This window comes from Flavobacterium sp. EDS, from assembly GCF_020991525.1.
Classification (GTDB): Bacteria; Bacteroidota; Bacteroidia; order Flavobacteriales; family Flavobacteriaceae; genus Flavobacterium.
In genome coordinates, this window is sequence record NZ_JAJMOZ010000002.1 from 67,006 (window position 1) to 87,580 (window position 20,575).

Consider the following 20,575-nt stretch of genomic DNA (forward strand, 5'->3'; position numbering starts at 1 on the left):
AAGCTCTTTTTGGTTTATCCGAAAAGAGCTTTTTCATTTTTATTATAATGATATTTTTTGCTTCTACTATAGATTTTAATGTGTAAATATGTAATTGTTGATTATAGTTTGTTTTAAATCATAATTAAATTTGGATAATTGAAATTTAATGTTAATTTCGTTTAAATTAACTAACCAGAACCAGATTTATTATGATAAAAAAAATACTTACGCTTGCATTCTTCTTAGGATTTTTTACTGTGCAATCACAAAACCTAGTTTGGAAAACTACTATTGCTGAAGGTATTGAAACTAGTAATAAAGTAAAGAAACCGATGTTGATTTTGTTTACAGCAGAAAATTATTCCCATAATTTAGAGAATGAAATAATGAAAACTTTAGATTTTGCGCTATGGTCAAGAGATAATGTTGTTTTAGTAAAATTAGATTTATCCGACAAGAATGCTTCTGATAGTGATAAAGAGCAAAATATTAAATTGAAGAATGCTTTTGGTGTCCAAGAATTTCCAGAAGTATGTTTTGCTAATGCCGTTATTAGAAAAAGTAAAACTACATTTGGATCATTGGGTAAGATGACTTACACATCAGGTGGAGTTAAGGCTTGGATTACAGAGGCAAATTCACTTTTACGTCCAAGTGATTTTTAACTTTGTATAATCAAGATTCAATAATTTTATTTGATAGGCTTTTGTTCTTGTATGAAAGCTATGTTATGTTTTAATCTAATTTATAGAATCCCTTTTCAGCAGTAGAATGAAAAGGGATTTTTTTATTCATACAGGTTTTTCTCCAATATACTTGTATTGATTTGTAGTTTGTAGCATCAGCAATAACCATTTTTGGTTGGGTTGTTTTTAGTAATCTTTCAAAATTTATTTTCGGCGATTGTATTATCATTATAATATCCGGTTTTATTTTTTTAGAATATATTCCACTACTATCTATAATTAAGATTTTATTGCCTTTAAAATAAGCTGTGTTTTTTAGTTTCTCTTTACTAGTTAGATTCCCAAAGTTACCTACTAAATAAGAAGTTAAAGAGTAATTATTAGATGCGTTATTCAAAGTAGTATCTGTTGTAAATAAAGTTACTGATTTACCTGTTCTTTCTGTAATTTGAGAATTTTTGGGAAGATTGTAAACGATCCACTCATTTTGTGTTTCTGCTTTTTTTTGATTTAGAATAAATGAAATTTGCAGTAGTATTATTGAGCTTAGAGTCACTGTTAGTTTTGTAAAAGAGGGTTTCTTTAGCCAAATAACTCCAGTTATTATTAAGAGGTAAGATGAAATTAGTAAGTAATTATTAAACGAAATATCACGTATTATGAAACCTTCGAACGATGCAACGATGTTTATTATTTTATTTAAGTAAAAAATGCTTTTTTCTAGTAGCAGTACAAGTAATGTAGGTGCACTATTAAATGCCGCCAAAATCATTACTATAATTCCTAAAATCATAATGACACTTAAAAAAGGTATAATTACTATATTGGCAACAAAAAACAGCCCAGGAAATTGATGAAAATAATACAGGCATATTGGCAAAGTTCCTATTTGTGCGGCAAATGAGACTGTAAGAGCATTCCAAATTGCGGTTGTGAATTTATGTTTTGGTGACCATAATTTTTTTAATATTGGTTGTAGCCAAATAATAAAAAACAAGGCTAAATAACTTAACTGGAATCCTACATCAAATATAAAAGCAGGTTCAAAAAGGAGTAAAAAGAATATCGAAACCAATAACGTATGGTAAATATTTACACTTCTTCTTAAATGAATCCCCAGTGTTACAAACGAAAACATTACTACAGATCGTAATACTGATGGTGAAAATCCTGAAATTACTGCAAAAGCAAATAATGAAACTATGATTGTAATGAGCTTTATCAATGATCCTTTTTGGGTATTAGGGATTGGTTTTAAGATATAAGTTATAAAAATTAATATATAGCCAACATGTAGCCCCGAAACAGATAATATATGTGTAACACCTGCGTATTGATAATCTTTGATTATTTCGGGAGATATATCTTGTTGTTGGCCTAAAATAAGAGCAAGAGCTACATTCATTTCAGTTTTGTTAAAACCATTCTTCTCAAGATTCTGGATGATTTTTGTTCGTATTCGTGCCGCATAGTACCAAATGTCTTTCTCTATTTGTGCGCTTATAGCTATATCACTTCTTTGAATATATAATTGCGCATAGATATTTTTTTTATCTAAATAGTTACTATAGTCAAATTGATTTGGGTTTTTTGGAGCGCTATTTTTAAATAATTGTCCTTTAATGCGAATGCAATTTCCTATTTCTAAATTTAATTGAGTACTATCTTTTTTTATGTTTACCACCATTTTACCCGACATGGGTTTTTGGTTAATTTGCTTTATTGTGGCTATGTACCTATCACTATAATTATTACTTTTTAATTTTTCGTTAATTATAAAGTCTATTAAATGTGGTTTGTCGTAAATGCCTTGATAGTTGGTGTAATTGTTTTTTCTGAATGATTCGGTATGTAGAGTCTGAGTTGTAATTCCGATACAAAAGGCTAAGAGATAGGTCGTAATTCCAAAGTAAGTTACTCTCTTTTGTTTATTTGTTGTGTAATAATAAGAAGTATAAAATAGGACAATTACAACAGTAAGTGCTACTAATGTAAAAGTGACCGAAAGGTTTAGATAGTTTGTGGATAAAATACCTAGGATGAAGCCAATTGTTATTCTTGCTAAAGGAAATTCTAATACTTTCATATAGCAAAAATACGATTATTTTGTAAGAAATAACTCTTATTTAGTAAAAAGGCCTGACTAGTAAAAACTAGTCAGGCCCTTATTTAAAATAGCAGTAGAATGCAACTGTTGTATTATTTATTGATTTTAAATTTTGTATGAATTTAATTTTTTACATTTAATTCCATATTAAAACTTTAGATGATTTTATAAGTACTTTTTATTTTTTAATGGACTTTTTTCATTGTTAAGTAAATCATCTGCAATTTGAATCATTCCGCTGTTATTACTCCCGGCCCAAATTGCTCTTCCAAAAATATAACTATTGGTGTACTCTTGCCAAGTACTGCAATAGCTTTTTATACCTGCATATGATTTAGCAATGTATTCTTTAAGTTCTTTTTCTGAAAGATAACCTAGTTCATAACAACAACGAGATAAAAAAACACCTCTTCCATAGTTCCAAGCACTGTCTTTAGTTTTCTTTAGTTGAGAAAAATCAGTAATAATTTTTTGTTCTATAAGTTCTGGTATTACATTGTTCATTTTTCGATACAAATCTAAGTAATAATGAAAAGTAGCTTTGTCATTAGGCAAACCTGATTTTAATATTTCTACATAATTTTGTTTGTCCTCAACAGCTTTGTACACGATATTGATGTTGTCATCTTGATTTTTATAGTGTAAGTTTTGTAGGGCTTCTACAGCATCGTTTTGATTGTAAATTCCCCAATAAGTTGCTACTAATTCTGTTATATCAGATTTATTTAAACCTGTTTCATATGAATTTAAGTAGGCCGATTGTTGTTCTGCGTACATTGAACCAACGAGTAAAAAATCTAATTCCTGACCATTTACTGGGTTTTTGTCATTTAATCGGATGCTTTTAAACGTGTTTAATATTTTTGAGAAAAATCCCATATAGTTAAGCTACCTTTAAATTGGGGAACTTACTTTGTAAAACTGGAATGAATTTTTCACCTACAACTTGGTATTTAGCTCTAGTTGAAAATTGTTTTTTGACATTCAAAAGATCGGTTGGATCTGGTGTATAATTTAATCTATCGTGAATTTCAAGTGACAAAGGATTACCGTCTATATTAAATGTAATAATATGAGTTTTTGGGAGATATTCTTCTGAAGATTTTGAATAAATAGCAATTTGCGATTTTAATATTCCTCCGTATTTTAATTGCGCTTCCTCAATGCGAAAATTATCAAATACAATATGTTCGTCTAATTCTCCAATGGCATCAGTACTAAAAAAATGCAAATCGTTTCCGCTCAATACCCAAAAGCAATCAGTTTCTATTGTTTTTAGTTTTACGCCTATTGCCGATAAAGCAATGTTTTTTATACCATCACTTGCAATTTCTTGAAGTTTATTAGATGTGGATTGAGGTACTGATGCAGAGGTAAAAGCATCTATAGATTTTCCTTTCATCCATTGCTTTAATTGAGAGAAATCTTGAGCTAATAGTTCTTGATTGTAAATATCGTATTTATTTCTTTCAGTATCTAAGTCAATTTCTGTTTTTACTGCCTTATGTTTTTTATTCATGTAAATCATAAAACAGATCCCTGCAATTACTAAAACTACAGGAATTAAATATAATATATTCATAAAGTTGGTTAATTTAAATGTTCGTTGGTTTTACTTCTTTTGTTTTATTTTTTGAAGGGATATATGCCCAAATTAATAATGAGATTATAACTAACAAGACCAATTTCCCTCCTATTTTATTCCAGAAAGACAAAGGACTTTCTGCAGTTTGTATATCAAAATTATGTTTCTCTTTTAATATTTTGGCTAATTGATCGTCAATTTCTATGTAAGTATTGTTTGAGATGTCGCTAAGAACATATTTGCTATCAGCATTCCAGACAGGTATCCAAATTGCTCCATATTCATTATTAAAATAAGATAGATTTACTTTTTGACCTACTATTTTTTGAATTTCAGAATCGGTAGGTAATTCTTGAATAGTTTGTATTGTTTCACAAGGCAAACAAACAGGGATTTTTGCTTTTGCAGTAGTATTATTTATTACGCAAAATGTAAAGATCAGGGATAAAATAATTTTCGACATTTAATTAAGTGGGTTAGTTAGTTAATTTATTAATTTTTAAATATTGGATTTTATGTTTAAAAAAAGAGAAGAAGATTGGTAATGTAGAATAATTTAATCTAAATTTTAACCAACTAATACTGCCTTTTTTTATTTGCTAAACTAATAAATAAAACGAATATATAATATCATAGAACAACATATTTTTTAGTATTTGTAAATGATGGACTTGTTATTCAGCTAAATAAAATAGTAGTGTGCTTCGTTTTTTTATTATAGTCACTAAAGAACTATTTTTATATGTAGTAAAAAGGATCGTGAATCTCCCGTCTTACAAATTTAGAAGTTGTTTGGTCTGATGCTGTGTTATGTGTTTATACTACAACATTAATTTATTGCCTAAATGACACCATAAAACTTAACAGTGTATAACGATAAAGTGATGGAAATATAAACAGCTAAATAATATTTTCGTTCTAGTATAACAAAGAAAATGTGTTTTTGAGAATCAATAAATGCGAATTATGAGAAGGATAATTACTGGATAGAATAAGAGTATTTGGGATGCATTTTTATCAATGATGCATCCTTAATAGTATTGAGAAGAAGGAAATACTCTAGTAACTATATGGTCCTTTAGCAAGAGTATAATGAATAAGTTATGATTTGTTAATATTGGAATCATTAAAGTTGATTGGCGCTAATTTACTCAAGTATGCGATTAACTTGAGCATAGGAATCACGATAATATGGTTCTTTAGTAGAAGAGATAATCACGCCTTTTGAGGTGGAGGAATGTATGAATTTAATTTCATCACTGCTAATTTCTACAATTAATCCAACATGGTTTATTTGGGAACTTCTGTTGGTTCTAAAAAAAATTAAATCGCCTTTTTTGGCTTTATTTCGATTGATAACTTCCCCAATTTTTGATTGTTCCAATGAGGTTCTTGGTAATTTAATGTTTTCAGAATTGAATGTAGTAAATACCAATCCCGAACAGTCGTAGCCTTTATTTGTAGTTCCGCCAGCTTTATAACTCACACCAATATTTTCAGAAGCGGTATAAATCAAATCTTTTACGATTGCTTTAGAATTGTCTTCTTTTTTAGTTGTTGTGACAGACGATGTCGATTTACATGATGCAAATAATAGTAATAAAGCTAGTATGGATAATAATTTTTTCAAGGCAGTATTTTTTAAGTCAACGAATTGTTATTTCAAATCGGCTACAATTAATTTTGCTGTCTTTTCGCTTGCACCAATTCCGCCAAGTTTTTCTTCTAATAAATCATAGTTGTGTAAAAGTGCTTTACGATAATTAGGTTCTAATAACTTAGTTAATTCCTCTTTAATTCGTTTTGGAGAGCAATCATCTTGAATAAGTTCGGTGACTACTTCTTTATCCATGATTAAATTTACCAACGAAATATATTTAAGAGTAATAATACGTTTTGCTATTTGGTAAGATGCCCAACTTCCTTTGTAGCAAACCACTTCAGGTACTTTAAAAAGAGCAGTTTCTAATGTTGCTGTTCCCGAAGTAACTAAAGCTGCGGTTGAAGATTGCAATAGAGCATAGGTTTTGTTTGATACAAACTTTATGTTATCATTGGTTACAAAATGTTGATAGAAAGAATAATCCTGACTAGGAGCACCAGCAATTACAAATTGATACTCTTTAAAATCATTAACTACGCTAAGCATTACCGATAGCATTTTTGTAATTTCTTGTTTACGACTTCCAGGTAAAATTGCAATAATAGGCTTTTCGCTTAAGTTATTTTCTTTTCTAAATGTAGCTTCATCAAATGGGGGTTGGTTATGAATGGCATCGATTAATGGATGGCCAACAAACTCTACAGGAAAGTGATGTTTGTCTTCATAGAAACTTTTTTCGAAAGGTAAAATCACAAACATCTTATCGATATCATGTTTAATATCGGTAATACGGCTTTCTTTCCAAGCCCAGATTTGTGGCGAAATATAATAATGAGTTTTATAGTTTAATGTTTTTGCCCATTTTGCAATACGCATATTAAAACCAGGATAATCGATGAAGATTAACACATCTGGCTTAAATTGAGAGATGTCTTTTTTGCAAAAAGAGATATTGCTGAGGATAGTCTTTAAATTAAATATTACTTCTATAAATCCCATGAAGGCAAGCTCGCGATAATGTTTTACTAATGTTCCGCCAATTTTCTGCATTAGATCTCCTCCCCAAAAGCGAATTTCGGCATTAGGATCTTCTTTATATAAAGCTTTCATCAAATTTGAACCATGTAAATCGCCTGAGGCTTCTCCAGCAATAATGTAGTATTTCATGTTTTTGTTTTTGAGAATGGAAGTTATTTAAGCTGTTGCTAAATAAAGTCAACAGCTCTGTTTTAATTGCAAAGATAAATTAAATAAATAAAGTGAGTAGTGCCAAAGTTATAACTGCTAAGACCACACCTCTTGCTCTAAATTCTTTATTTTGTTTTAAAAACACACCAAAAGCAACCAAGGCTAAAATAGCTCCAAGAGTAATTATTTTCCCTAGATATCCATAATCCTTTATTATTTTGATGCTTTGCATTCCATTAGATATGTCAAAATCTGTTAATAAAGTAACGAAGAGAAAGCTTCCTAATATTGAAGCCATCAATCCAATTATGAAACCTATAAGTAAATCTTTTTTGTTTTTTGAATTATTCATTCCACTTCCAGTTATTAATTTGTTGCATTGTGTGGTGCGCTGTTAGGTCAAATTGTACGGGAACTACAGATACATATCCGTTTTCAAGTGCCCATTCGTCAGTGTCTTCTCCTTTATCTTGGTTTACAAATTCGCCCGAAAGCCAATAGTAATCTTTTCCAGAAGGAGTTTTTCTTTTATCAAATTTCTCAACCCATTGTGCTTTCGCTTGACGACAAATTTTAATTCCCTTAATTTCATTTTCCTTTAATTTTGGAAAGTTTACGTTTAAAACTACTCCTTCTGGTAGTTTGTTTTCTAGAGTTTCAAGAGTTATTTTTTTGATGAAAGATTTAATACTTTCAAAATCGGCATTCCAATCATAATCTAATAGCGAGAAACCTATTGCAGGAATTCCTTCAATACCAGCTTCGACTGCGGCACTCATAGTTCCAGAGTAAATGACGTTTATAGAGGAGTTTGATCCATGGTTTACTCCCGAAACACACAAGTCTGGTTTACGTTTCAAGATCTCATTTACAGCAAGTTTAACACAATCAACAGGAGTTCCAGAGCAACTGTATTCAGTTATCGAATCTCCATCTTTAGACAATTTGTTAAGATATAAAGTGCTGTTTATGGTAATGGCATGTCCCATTGCGCTCTGAGGTTTGTCTGGGGCTACTACGACCACTTCACCAATTTGTGACATTACACTAATTAAAGCTCTAATTCCAGGAGCCGAAACACCATCATCATTGGTTACTAAGATCAAAGGTTTTTTTGAATTCATTTTTTAAAATATAGTGAAAAAATAGGAGTGTAGGGTTTTTATTAGCAAATGTAGTGACTGATTTTCTTAAAATAGTAACAAAATGTCTTAAATTTGCTAAGTTGAGACTTTTAATTAATTGAATGAAAAAGTATATTTATATCTTTAACAAAAAATTATGCGGGCCATATTTTGTTGGCATAGTTTTTACCGTAAATTAGATTAAAAAATTGATGAATGCTATTATTAAATTTATGAAACGAAATTATAAAATTATCCTAGCCGTTATTTGTTTATCTGCTACACTGTTTGCATTTAAAATTAATAGCGATAGAGGAATTGACCCAGACCCGAATAAAGATAAGATGCTTTTGGAATTACTTGCTTTTGTAATCGAAAAAGGGCATTATAGTCCTCCTCCAATGAATGATGAATTCTCAAAAGGGGTTTATAAAGATTATATTGAGGCATTAGATCCATCTAAAAGATTTTTCCTGCAATCAGATATTGATGAATTTTCAAAATATGAATTGCAATTAGACGATCAATTTGTAAATAAAGATTTGACTTTCTTTAATCTTACTTATGCACGTTTGATGAAAAGAATGGAAGAAGGTAAAAAGAGATATAAACTCATTTTAGCAAATCCGTTTAACTATAAAGTAGATGAAACTTTCAGTACAGATTACGAGAATTCGCCTTATGCAAAGACTCCTGCTGAACTGGTTGAAAAATGGAGAAAGCAAATTAAGTTATCTACATTATCGTCTCTAGTTACTAAAGAAAATATCGAAGCAGAAAAGAAAGTTAAAGATCCTGCATATAAAGAAAAATCATTTGAAGCTTTAGAAAAAGAAACTAGAGAAAATTCATTAAAATCATTAGATGAGTACTTTGGATTTATTAAAGATTTAGAGAGAAGTGATTGGTTCTCAGTTTATGTAAACTCAATCATGGCCCGTTTTGATCCGCATACAAGTTATTTTGCACCAGAAGAAAAAGAACGTTTTGATGTTAATATCAGTGGAAAGCTTGAAGGTATTGGTGCTAAACTGCAAAAGAAAAATGACTTTACTGAAATCTCAGAACTTATTTCAGGTGGACCAGCTTGGAGAGGTAAAGAATTAGAGGCAGGAGATTTAATTATTAAAGTAGGACAAGGAAGTGATGAACCTGTAGATGTTGTTGGTATGCGTCTTGACGATGTAGTTAAGAAAATAAAAGGACACAAAGGAACAGAAGTTCGTCTTACAGTTAAAAAAGTAGACGGAACGATTAAAGTAATTTCTATAATTAGAGATATTGTAGAAATAGAAGAAACTTATGCAAAGTCTAGTATTGTTGATAAAAATGGATTGAAATATGGGGTGATTTATTTGCCTAAATTTTATATCGATTTTGAAAATAAAGACGGTAGAGATGCAGGAAAAGACATTGCTCTTGAAGTTGAAAGGCTTAAAAAAGAGAATGTAAACGGTATTATTCTAGATGTTCGTGATGATGGAGGTGGTTCTTTATCTACTGTTGTTGATATTGCAGGTTTGTTTATCGAACAAGGTCCTATTGTACAGATTAAATCAGCAGGAAGAAAAAAAGAAGTTCTTTATGATCGAGATAAAAAAATTGAATGGGATGGACCATTAGTAATCATGGTAAATGGTTTCTCAGCTTCGGCTTCAGAAATTCTTGCAGCTGCGATTCAAGATTATAAAAGAGGTGTTATTATAGGTAGTAAACAAACTTATGGAAAAGGAACAGTTCAAAATGTTATTGATCTAAATCAGTTTGTTCGTAGTAGTGATTTTGGAGATTTAGGTGCTCTTAAAATTACAACTCAAAAGTTTTATAGAATTAATGGAGGATCTACACAATTAGAAGGTGTACGTAGTGATATTGTTGCGCCAGATCGTTATGCTTATTTAAAAATGGGGGAGCGTGATATTGATAACGCAATGCCATGGGATAAAATAGATCCAGCAGAATATAGTACTTGGAATAATAATTCAAATTTCAATCAGGCTATTGCTAATAGTAAAGCCCGTATTGCTCTTAATCCGCAGTTTAAATTAATAGAAGAAAATGCAAAATGGATTGATACTAAGAGCAAAGAGAATAGTTATAGTTTGAATATTGCTGATTTCAAAAAAGCTCAAACTGAAGTGGAAGCTGAGGCTAAAAAGTATAAACCAATTACTGATTATAAAAACAATTTGCAGTTTACTTCTTTGCCGTACGAAATTGCTGAGATGGCAAAAGATCCTACTTTAAAAGAAAAAAGAGAAAGCTGGCATCAAGCTTTAGCAAAAGATATTTATGTTGAAGAAGCAATAAATGTTTTGGACGATTTGCAATCACAATCAGTGGCTAGACAAAATTCAGTTCCTGCTAGATCAAAAAAAGATAAACTAGCTTCTAAATTATAAGAGGCAAAAAGTAGTAAGCTTTTAAATAATATAAATGCTCCAAGAATCATCATGATTGTTGGAGCATTTTTTATTGAAATCTTTTTAGTTAACTTTGAATTTATGTTTTAATAGAAATTAAAATGTAGCGTATTTAAGATTTAAATATCGATTTATGATGATTATAAAGAGAGAATTGTTAGTTGCTTTTATTCTTGTATTTCTTTGTTCTTGTAAAAAAGACTTAGAAAACGATGGTGTGAATTCAACTTTAGAATTAAAAGACAGTTTAAAGGCTAAAATAGCTTTGAGTAATGAAGATAATTTTGTTTTTGATTACTTACCTAGTTCAACAACAAATCAGATCGTAAAGCATGATTATTATACGCTTTCTTATAATGAAAAGTTTGAACAGGCAGAATGGGTTGCATACGAGTTAAAGAAAAGCTACATTAAGAATAATGATTTTAAAAGACCTTACTTTAATGAAGATCCAAAAGTAACCACTGGTTCTGCAGATTGGAGAAATTATAAACAATCGGGTTATGATAAAGGCCATCTTTGCCCAGCTGGAGATATGGAGTTTAATAAAAAAGCCTATGAGGATACTTTTTTGACTTCGAATATTTCGCCTCAGGTGCATGAGTTTAATGACGGTATTTGGAATAGATTAGAACAAAAAGTACGTTATTGGGCTGTAAAGTATGATGGTGTTTATGTAGTTACTGGTGGAGTTCTTAATGATTCAAATACTACGATTGGAAAAGAAAAAGTGCTAGTGCCTAAATATTTTTATAAAGTGCTATTAGATGAGACTAATGGAAAGTACAAAATGATTGCTTTTCTAGTTCCGAACGAAAAAAGTGAAAAACCTTTGTATGAATTTGTCGTTTCGGTAGATAGCATCGAAAAATTAACAGGCATAGATTTCTTTCCTCATTTAGATGATAAAATAGAGGATGCTTTAGAGAAAAATACAGATTATAAGTCTTGGATTTTTTAGTTTACAGAGTACAGATTACCACTCATTGACTTTATTAGCATCCATTTTTAGGAAAATAAAAAGCAAAATGGTGAATCCCCATAGTCCTGAACCCCCATATGAGAAGAAAGGAAGTGGGACTCCAATAGTAGGGAAAATACCAATTACCATTGCAATATTTACAAAAAAGTGGATAAACAAAATACCAGCAACACAATAGCCATAGACCCTGCTGAATTTTGTTTTTTGTCTTTCTGCTAAATAGATGACTCTTAAGAATAGTCCAACAAACAAACCAATAACTACAACAGATCCTGCAAATCCCCATTCTTCACCTACAGTCGTAAAGATGTAATCGGTATGTTGTTCAGGTACAAAACCTCCTTTAGTTTGCGTTCCTTCTAGAAAACCTTTCCCTATCCATCCACCAGATCCAATAGCAATTTCAGATTGATTGGTATTGTATCCAATCCCTTTCATATCGACAGTTTTCCCTAGTAAAATGTTAAAACGATCTCGGTGATGTTGCTTAAATACATTATCAAAAACGTAATCTACAGATAGTACGAACCCAGATACTAGAACTAATAATATACCGCTTAAAATTAGGTTTCGATCAACAGCCCTTCCCTTAAAGTGTATTATTGCAAGTACAATTACGGATATAAGTATTACGTATTCGGGTTCTAAAACTAGCGTTAAAACAAATAATACGATAGCTATAAAACCAGTCCAGATGTACCAAGAAGGAAGTCCTTCACGATATAATACAAGTAAAAATATACTGTATATTAAGGCGCTTCCAGGGTCTGGTTGAGGCAGAATTAAGATTACAGGTAAAAATACAATAGCCAGAGCTTGTATTTGTCTATTAACATCTTTTAGGTTTACTTGCGTGTCACTCAGGTATTTTGCTAATGCAAGGGCAGTAGCGGCTTTAGTGAATTCAGAGGGCTGTAATGTAAAGCTCCCTATTGCGTACCAACAGCGTTGTCCTGCAATGGTCTTTCCAAAGAAAAATAAACCAACTAACGATAATAAGGCAACACCAAAAATGATACTGGCATACTTCTCGTAGAATTTACCATCAACAAATAGAACGATAAAGATCAATGGAATCGTTAGTAAAATAAAAATTAACTGTTTTTCATATGTACCATCTGTAGACGATAGGGAAGATGAGTATATGTTTAGCCATCCCATTATCACTAATGTGATATAGATGATTACACTTATCCAGTCAATATTGCTTTTTACACTTTGATTTTTCATTTGAAATGAATCTCTTTATTGTTTCTTTTGAGTAGTGTCTACTTTTGTTGTTTTAATCTCCTTAGGTTTTATCATCTTTGCTCTCATAACTGAATCTCTCGGAGTGGTTTCAATTAAACTAGCTTCGGACATTCCACCTAATTTTGCATATTGATCTTTCAGACTTGTGTTTAAAATACGAATTTCCAGATCATTTCTTGTAATTTTTTTACGAAGATATTTTTCAATCATCAAACTGGCGATAGGGCCTGCAATTGTAGCTCCAAATCCACCATTCTCGATCATTACAGCTATTGCAATCTTAGGGTTGTCTTTAGGTGCAAATGCTACGAATATGGAGTGATCTTTAAGTTGTGTTCTTTTGCCATTAATTTTAGCAAAATTCTCAGCTGTACCCGTTTTTCCACAAATATCGATGCCTTCAACGCGTAACCTGCTAGCTGTTCCTTTGTTATAAACATCAAATAATCCACTAATTATAGGAGGAAAATATTTTTTATCTATAGTTGTTTCGTGCTTAACCTCAAATTTAGGGTCGATTTTTTCTCCTTCAATTTTTTTAATGATATGAGGAGTGAAATAATATCCTTGATTGGCTATTGTAGCCATCATATTTGCTAATTGAATTGGAGTCATTAAAACCTCTCCCTGTCCAATAGAGTTGGATACAATTGTTGTGCTTCTCCAGCCTCCATTAGGATAAATTTTCTTGTATGTTTTAGAGGTTGGTATGTTTCCTCTTTTACCTGTTGGTAAATCATATCCCATATACTGACCTAAACCAAAGCTTTTTACGTGATTACTCCATACGTCAACAGCATAAGCAGGGTTGTTGTATTTGTTTATAGTAAGCATATAAGCTTGGGCAAAATAAGTGTTGCATGAATTGTAAATACCATTATGCAACTGTTGAGCTGGTGGGTGATTATGACACTTCATGAAACGACCTCTTCCATAACTGAATCCATGATGGCAAAAAAATGTCGTGTTTTCGTTGATCACTCCTTCTTGTAATCCAATAAGACCTGTTAGGATTTTAAATGGAGATCCAGGTGGATATTCTGCAAGCAGTCCACGATCATATAATGGTTTTGCAATTGAGTCATGATACAGTAAGGTATAATTTTTAGAACGTTGTCTTCCTACTAATATACCAGGGTCATAAGATGGAGCAGTAACTAATGCTAAAATTTCACCAGTTTTTGGTTCTAAAGCAACAATTCCACCTCTTTTATTAATCATTAATTGTTCCCCATACTTCTGAAGTTCGGCATCAATTGTTAAGTTGATGTCTTCTCCCTGTACAGCAACGGTATCATACTTTCCATCTTTATAGGAACCTATCTCTCTGTTGTATTTGTCTTTTTGAATGTATTTTACACCCTTGATACCGCGTAAAATTACCTCGTAGCTTTCCTCAACACCTTGTTTTCCAATTAAATCACCACTGTTGTAATAGGGGTTGCTAGCTACTAATTTTTCGTTTACCTGAGTAATACCTCCAAAAATATTAGCACCATAATCTACTTCGTAATCACGTAAAGATCTTTTTTGAAAATAGAAACCTTCAAATTTCCTCATCTTTTCTTGAAAAGCAGCAAATTCACTTTTGTTCAACTGAGCTAAGAACACAGATGGTAATCGAGGGCTGTATACTTTAGCTTTCTCAATTTTTTTAATGAAATCTTCTTTAGTAACATTTAAGAGTTCACAAAACTCTAGAGTATCAATGTTTTTGATCTCTCTTGGGATAACCATGATATCATAAGAAGCCTGATTGGCAACTAATAATTTACCGTATCTGTCATATATGTAGCCTCTTTCAGGATAGTCGTATTTTATCTTTATAGCGTTATTCTCAGATTTTAGTTTAAAAGAATCGTCTATAATTTGTAAATAGAATATGCGAATTACCAGCAAAGATGCTGCAATGATTATTAAAGAGGGCAGCAGAATTTTTCTCATCTTCTGTTGGGCTTAATAAGGTATATTATTATGATACAAGTTATAATGGTAAATATTGTACTAAATAAGGTTCGAAGTAAAACGTCTAAAATGAAGTTAAACTGAAAAGCTTCAAGTGTAAAAAGTATTATATGATGTATTAATACTGATACTAATATAAATGAAAATCGCTCAGGAGTTAAAGAGTCATTTAATTTAATAGTTTGATATTCATAACTCAAACCAAATGAGAATTTAAATATATATGGTCTGTAATAGGCTAGTATTAGACAAGCTGTGGCATGTATTCCTCCGGAATTGCAAAACATGTCCATAGCAAGACCAAGTAAAAAACTTGATGCCAAAAGACCAGATTTGTTCCCGTTTACTGGATATAGAATTATATACAGTATATAAGGAAACGGACTTATGTAGCCTAGGAAATTCATGTTATTAAAAATAATAATCTGAACTGCCAACAGCAGGATAAATCGAGAAATATTGATTAACAAAGCGCTATTCATCTTTTTCTCTTTTTTCTAGTTTAATAAGCTCTTCACGGTCTCTACTCTTGATAATATATACATGTCCTAAATTCGTCATGTCATTAAATAATTTGACATCGATAGTGTAATAATTTGTCTTTTTTGAAGTGTATATCTTTTCAATAGTACCAATTCCAATGTTCTCAGGAAAAATTACAGATTGACCACCAGTTACAATAGTATCTCCTCTGCGAACAGAAGCTAATCTAGGAACATCTATTAACTGAACGAAGCCAGTACTTTTTCCGTCCCAAATTAGTGAACCAAAATGATTTGATTTTTTTATCTTAGCATTAATCTGAGATTTGGTATTAAGAATACTAACAACAGTTGCATATCTAGGGGAGGTGTTATCTACAATACCTATTATTCCTAAGCTGTTAATTACTCCCATATCAGGCTTAACTCCATCATTAGAGCCTGAGTTTATTGTAATGTAATTTTCGTGTACATTATAAGAGTTATGTATTACTTTCGAAACAATAATATCAGCAGGTTTAACACCTTTGATGCTGTCTGGAAGTGGTAATTTTGTGGTGTCTTCGGCATTAAATAATAGACTTTTTAGTCTAGCGTTTTCAAGTACCAATTCGTCGTTTTCTTTTCTTAGATTCAAGTACTCATTTATGCTGTTTATTTTTTCATAAACACCACCACTTAAGAAATTAGCAGAACTAATTACTCTGCTTTTGTGAAAAGAGTGTGATTGAATAGAGAGGCCTAACGAAATACCTAAAAGCAGCAAAAACAGCAACCGATTACTGTTTCTTATAATAAAATTAAATATTTGCTGCATTTCTTGCTTGGTTATTTTGTTTCAGGATATGCTTAAAGTTTCAAAATTTCTTCAGAACTAAATTGTGAATAGTTTAGTTCTGAAGAAATGTATATAATTAATTTGATCTTATTTGATTAAGATGCTTTTGAATTTTGAAATGTTTTTCAATGCCATTCCAGTACCGCGAACTACAGCTCTTAATGGGTCTTCAGCAATGTAAACAGGTAAATCTGTTTTTTGTGAAATTCTTTTATCAAGACCTCTTAACATAGATCCTCCACCTGCAAGATAGATACCTGTATTGTAGATATCAGCTGCTAATTCAGGAGGTGTTTGAGATAATGTTTCCATTACAGCATCTTCAATTCGTTGTATTGATTTGTCTAATGCTTTAGCAATCTCACGGTAAGATACATCTACTTGTTTTGGTTTTCCAGTAAGTAAATCTCTACCTTGAACTGACATATCTTCTGGCGGACCATCTAAATCTTCGATAGCGGCACCAATTTGAATTTTTATTTTTTCAGCAGTACTTTCTCCAACAAATAAGTTGTGTTGCGTACGCATGTAATAAACAATATCATTTGTAAATACGTCACCGGCAATTTTTACCGATTTGTCGCATACAATTCCGCCTAATGCGATTACTGCAATTTCAGTTGTTCCACCACCGATATCAACAATCATGTTACCTTTTGGTTGCATAATGTCAATTCCAATACCAATAGCTGCTGCCATAGGTTCGTGAATCAAATAAACTTCTTTACCATTTACTCTCTCACAAGATTCTTTTACAGCGCGCATCTCCACTTCAGTAATTCCTGAAGGAATACATACTACCATACGCAATGCAGGAGTAAACATTCTCTTTTTTAATGCAGGAATACTTTTGATGAACATACTGATCATTTTTTCAGAAGCATCAAAGTCAGCAATAACACCGTCTTTAAGTGGCCTTATGGTCTTTATGTTTTCATGGGTTTTACCTTGCATCATATTGGCTTCCTTACCAACAGCAATGATTTTGCCTGATATTCTATCACGTGCCACGATTGAAGGACTGTCAATAACTACTTTATCATTATGTATGATTAAAGTGTTTGCGGTACCAAGGTCTATCGCAATATCCTCGGTCATGAAATCAAAAAATCCCATAAGTTTTTTAGGGGTTTAAAAGTTATAAATTAGTAACGCACAAAGTTAAACAAATTAATGTTTAAAATGACGCGTTCCTGTAAATACCATTGCAACTTTATTTTCATTGCAATAATTAATGCTTAATTCGTCTTTTATTGATCCACCCGGCTGAATTACAGCTGTAATTCCTGCTTTTTTGGCTAATTCTACACAATCCGGAAATGGGAAAAATGCGTCACTCGCCATCGAAGCTCCGTTTAAATCAAATCCAAATGCTTTTGCTTTGTCAATTGCTTGAACTAAAGCGTCTACACGAGAGGTTTGTCCCGTTCCAGATGAAATTAAAGTTCCGTTTTTTGCAAATACGATTGTGTTTGATTTTGTATTCTTACAAATCTTTGAAGCGAATAATAAATCTTCAACTTCTTGTTCCGTAGGTGCTGTAATTGTAACGGTTTTTAAATGCTCTTTATTGTCAGTAACATTATTTTTATCTTGAATTAAAAGTCCATTTAAACAAGTTCTAACTTGTCTTGTAGGTAGTTCAACTTCATTTTGAACTAAAATAATTCTGTTTTTCTTTTCTTGTAAAACTGCAATAGCTTCAGAATCAAAACTTGGAGCGATCACAACCTCACAAAATAATTTATTTATTTCTTGAGCTGTAGCTAAATCAATAGTTGTATTTGAAATTAAAACTCCTCCAAATGCTGAAGTAGGATCACAAGCTAAAGCTGCTGAATAAGCTTCGCTGATAGTTTTTCTTGTAGCTAAACCACATGCATTGTTGTGTTTTAAAATTGCAAACGTAGGTCCGTCAGTTTTAAATTCTGCAATTAAGTTCACAGCCGCATCTACATCAAGTAAGTTGTTGTAAGACAATTCCTTTCCGTGAAGTTTTTGGAACATTGCGTCAAAATCTCCAAAGAAGAATCCTTTTTGATGTGGGTTTTCACCATATCGCAATACTTGTCCATCTGCAATACTTTCTTTGTAAATAGTGTCGTCAGTATTGAAGTAATTAAAAATTGCAGTATCATAGTGAGATGAAACGTGAAAAGCTTTAGTAGCAAGCAATCTTCTATTCTCTAGAGTTGTTGCTCCGTTTTGCTCTGTAATTAAATCTAATATTAAGCTGTACTCATTTACCGAAGCCACAATAACGGTGTCTTTAAAGTTTTTTGCTGCAGCACGAATTAATGAAATTCCACCAATATCAATTTTTTCGATAATGTCAGTTTCGCTAGCTCCTGATGCAACTGTTTTTTCGAATGGGTATAAGTCAACAATCACTAAGTCAATTTGAGGAATATCAAATTCCTTCATTTGTTGAACATCACTTTCGTTGTCTTGACGGTTTAAAATTCCACCAAAAATTTTCGGGTGTAACGTTTTTACTCTTCCGCCAAGAATTTCAGGAAATGAAGTGATATCTTCAACAGGAACTACAGGAATTCCTAGGTTTTTAATAAAATCTTCTGTTCCTCCAGTTGAGTAAAGAGTTACTTTTTGTTCATGTAGTTTTCTTACAATAGGTTCAAGGCCTTCTTTCGAAAAGACTGAAATTAATGCAGATTGAATAGTTTTTGTTGTGCTCATTGTGTAGTTATAATTATCAAAGTGCAAAAATAGTTTTTTTTTGATTATAAAAATCAACATTTTATGTAACATTATCTTAAAAATAACTACCTATGAGTAAGTGAATTTTTATTAGGTTTTTGACTAAAATTTATTGAATTTTACTTTAATGTAAATTTAAAATCTATGCTGCTTTATTTTCGATTGTTAAAAGAAAGTTTCGGTTTTGCGATGAATGCTTTACGAAGTAACAAACTGAGAACTTTGTTGTCGTTGTTGGGGGTTACCATTGGTATTTTTTCGATTATTGCCGTACTTGCAGCAGTAGATTCATTGAATAGAAAAATCACTAAAGATTTAAGTAGCTTAGATAAGAACACTATTTATTTAATGAAATTTTCTTTTGGTCCATCAGATATTCCGCAATGGAAAAGAGAACAATTTCCAAATGTAAAATATGACGAATATACCTATCTTAAAAATTCACTTACAAATACTAATCAAGTAGGTTATCAACTTTTTGTTAAAAGAGAGAGCTTAAAATATGATTCAAAAACGGTAAGTGATGTAAATGTAGTTCCAGTTTCTTATGAGTTCATAGATATTGAAGGTTTGGATTTTGAAAAAGGTCGTTTCTATAATGAATCAGAATCTAATTCTGGAGCGCCAGTTATTGTTTTAGGGCACGATATTGCCGAAGGTCTGTTTGGAGATTCTGAGCCCATAGGAAAAAACATTCGTTTGTACGGACAGCGTTTTACTGTTATTGGTGTGGTAAAAAAGCAAGGAGCAGGATTGTTTGGAGATAGTAATGATACATCAGTATATTTTCCAGCAAATTTTTTGCGTAGAATGTATGGCGATAATAATGACGGAATGACTCCTGTAATTGTTTTAAAGCCCGAAAAAGGAGTTGATATGGATGCGTATAAGGCTGAAGTGTCTCAGAAATTAAGAGCCTTTCGAGGATTAAAAGCAGGGCAAATTGATAATTTCTTTGTGAATGTATTCTCGGGGTTTACTGATTTTATAGATGGTATTATAGGGCAGATGAATATGATGGGCTGGATAATAAGTGGATTCTCTCTTCTTGTGGGTGGTTTTGGAATTGCGAATATTATGTTTGTTTCTGTAAAAGAGCGAACGAACCTTATTGGAATTCAAAAATCTTTAGGTGCTAAAAATAAATTTATCCTGTTTCAGTTTTTATTCGAAGCAATAATACTTTCGGTAATTGGTGGGGCAATTGGGTTAATTCTGGTTTGGATAATTTCTGTAATTCTTACCAAAGCACTCGATTTTGAGTTTGTACTCGGAATGGGAAATATTCTTCTCGGAACAGGGCTTGCTGCATTAATTGGATTAATAGCAGGAATTCTTCCCGCAATCTCAGCTTCTAAATTAGATCCTGTTGAAGCAATTAGAACTGGAATGTAGTTTTTTGAGGACTCAAATAGGCAGAGATTCTAAGTTTCGGTAGCTATCGCTACTGCGTTGATAAGGTTTTAAGTTTTTTTTAGATTCTTTGTCTTATTCTGAAGTTTCGAAAAGAGGTTTTACTTTTCTAAAATTCCGTTGAGAGGTTTTTTGGTTGAATAGTCTCCAGTTTTAGATAGAGATATTGGAGGTATAAAAATAAATCAAGAAGAGGCTTTGGTTAAATAATTTTAATTTATACTTCAC

18 protein-coding genes are annotated in these 20,575 nt (G+C 31.6%); 4 read left to right on the forward strand and 14 right to left on the reverse strand.

Annotated features, from left to right (window positions below):
• Positions 1–191 precede the first annotated feature (191 nt).
• Complete coding sequence (locus tag LPB87_RS03360; RefSeq protein WP_129539947.1) at positions 192–647, forward strand: thioredoxin family protein; 456 nt, start codon at positions 192–194, stop codon at positions 645–647.
• Positions 648–717: 70 nt separating this feature from the next.
• Here the strand turns inward: LPB87_RS03360 and LPB87_RS03365 are convergent, their stop codons facing one another.
• From LPB87_RS03365 to surE, 8 genes are all read right to left on the reverse strand, one after another.
• Positions 718–2,754: a ComEC/Rec2 family competence protein gene (locus LPB87_RS03365; protein WP_230604954.1), complete on the reverse strand. Its 2,037-nt coding sequence runs from the start codon at positions 2,752–2,754 to the stop codon at positions 718–720.
• Between the two features lie 186 nt (positions 2,755–2,940).
• A complete protein-coding gene (locus LPB87_RS03370; protein ID WP_129539945.1) occupies positions 2,941–3,654 on the reverse strand; it encodes a DUF1266 domain-containing protein in 714 nt (237 codons plus the stop codon).
• 4 nt (positions 3,655–3,658) lie between these two features.
• The gene (locus tag LPB87_RS03375) at positions 3,659–4,357 is read right to left on the reverse strand and encodes a hypothetical protein (protein ID WP_129539944.1); all 699 of its coding nucleotides are present in this window, start codon (positions 4,355–4,357) and stop codon (positions 3,659–3,661) included.
• Positions 4,358–4,370: 13 nt separating this feature from the next.
• The gene (locus LPB87_RS03380; RefSeq protein WP_129539943.1) at positions 4,371–4,823 is read right to left on the reverse strand and encodes a hypothetical protein; all 453 of its coding nucleotides are present in this window, start codon (positions 4,821–4,823) and stop codon (positions 4,371–4,373) included.
• 684 nt (positions 4,824–5,507) lie between these two features.
• Positions 5,508–5,990, reverse strand: a complete 483-nt coding sequence (locus LPB87_RS03385) for a C40 family peptidase (RefSeq protein ID WP_129539942.1) — start codon at positions 5,988–5,990, stop codon at positions 5,508–5,510.
• A 27-nt stretch (positions 5,991–6,017) separates the two neighbouring features.
• On the reverse strand, positions 6,018–7,130 hold the full coding sequence (gene lpxB / locus LPB87_RS03390) for a lipid-A-disaccharide synthase (protein WP_230604955.1): 1,113 nt from the start codon (positions 7,128–7,130) through the stop codon (positions 6,018–6,020).
• Between the two features lie 79 nt (positions 7,131–7,209).
• Positions 7,210–7,503 (reverse strand): hypothetical protein, encoded by a 294-nt coding sequence (locus LPB87_RS03395; RefSeq protein WP_230604956.1) that lies wholly within the window; start codon positions 7,501–7,503, stop codon positions 7,210–7,212.
• On the reverse strand, positions 7,496–8,275 hold the full coding sequence (surE, locus tag LPB87_RS03400) for a 5'/3'-nucleotidase SurE (protein WP_230604957.1): 780 nt from the start codon (positions 8,273–8,275) through the stop codon (positions 7,496–7,498). The genes LPB87_RS03395 and surE overlap by 8 nt, the downstream gene beginning before the upstream one ends.
• Before the next feature lie 212 nt (positions 8,276–8,487).
• On the opposite strand from surE, the gene LPB87_RS03405 reads away from it, so the two are divergent.
• A complete protein-coding gene (locus tag LPB87_RS03405; protein WP_230604958.1) occupies positions 8,488–10,677 on the forward strand; it encodes a carboxy terminal-processing peptidase in 2,190 nt (729 codons plus the stop codon).
• Positions 10,678–10,834: 157 nt separating this feature from the next.
• Positions 10,835–11,659 carry a DNA/RNA non-specific endonuclease gene (locus tag LPB87_RS03410; RefSeq protein WP_230605202.1) on the forward strand — a complete coding sequence of 275 codons (825 nt, stop codon included), beginning with the start codon at positions 10,835–10,837 and terminating at the stop codon, positions 11,657–11,659.
• 15 nt (positions 11,660–11,674) lie between these two features.
• On the opposite strand, the gene rodA is transcribed toward LPB87_RS03410, so the two are convergent.
• The 6 genes from rodA to purH all read right to left on the reverse strand — a co-directional run bounded on the left by rodA (position 11,675) and on the right by purH (position 18,913).
• Complete coding sequence (gene rodA / locus LPB87_RS03415; RefSeq protein WP_129539937.1) at positions 11,675–12,910, reverse strand: rod shape-determining protein RodA; 1,236 nt, start codon at positions 12,908–12,910, stop codon at positions 11,675–11,677.
• Positions 12,911–12,925: 15 nt separating this feature from the next.
• Positions 12,926–14,875, reverse strand: a complete 1,950-nt coding sequence (mrdA, locus tag LPB87_RS03420; RefSeq protein ID WP_230604959.1) for a penicillin-binding protein 2 — start codon at positions 14,873–14,875, stop codon at positions 12,926–12,928.
• The gene (locus LPB87_RS03425; protein WP_129539935.1) at positions 14,872–15,378 is read right to left on the reverse strand and encodes a rod shape-determining protein MreD; all 507 of its coding nucleotides are present in this window, start codon (positions 15,376–15,378) and stop codon (positions 14,872–14,874) included. The genes mrdA and LPB87_RS03425 overlap by 4 nt, the downstream gene beginning before the upstream one ends.
• On the reverse strand, positions 15,371–16,195 hold the full coding sequence (mreC, locus tag LPB87_RS03430; RefSeq protein ID WP_230604960.1) for a rod shape-determining protein MreC: 825 nt from the start codon (positions 16,193–16,195) through the stop codon (positions 15,371–15,373). The genes LPB87_RS03425 and mreC overlap by 8 nt, the downstream gene beginning before the upstream one ends.
• 108 nt (positions 16,196–16,303) lie before the next feature.
• Entirely contained in the window at positions 16,304–17,332 is a 1,029-nt protein-coding gene (locus LPB87_RS03435; protein WP_129539933.1) for a rod shape-determining protein, read from the reverse strand.
• 54 nt (positions 17,333–17,386) lie between these two features.
• A complete protein-coding gene (gene purH / locus LPB87_RS03440) occupies positions 17,387–18,913 on the reverse strand; it encodes a bifunctional phosphoribosylaminoimidazolecarboxamide formyltransferase/IMP cyclohydrolase (RefSeq protein ID WP_230604961.1) in 1,527 nt (508 codons plus the stop codon).
• Between the two features lie 165 nt (positions 18,914–19,078).
• Between purH and LPB87_RS03445 the strand changes: the two genes are divergently transcribed.
• Positions 19,079–20,329: an ABC transporter permease gene (locus tag LPB87_RS03445; RefSeq protein ID WP_129539931.1), complete on the forward strand. Its 1,251-nt coding sequence runs from the start codon at positions 19,079–19,081 to the stop codon at positions 20,327–20,329.
• The last annotated feature ends 246 nt before the right edge of the window (positions 20,330–20,575 follow it).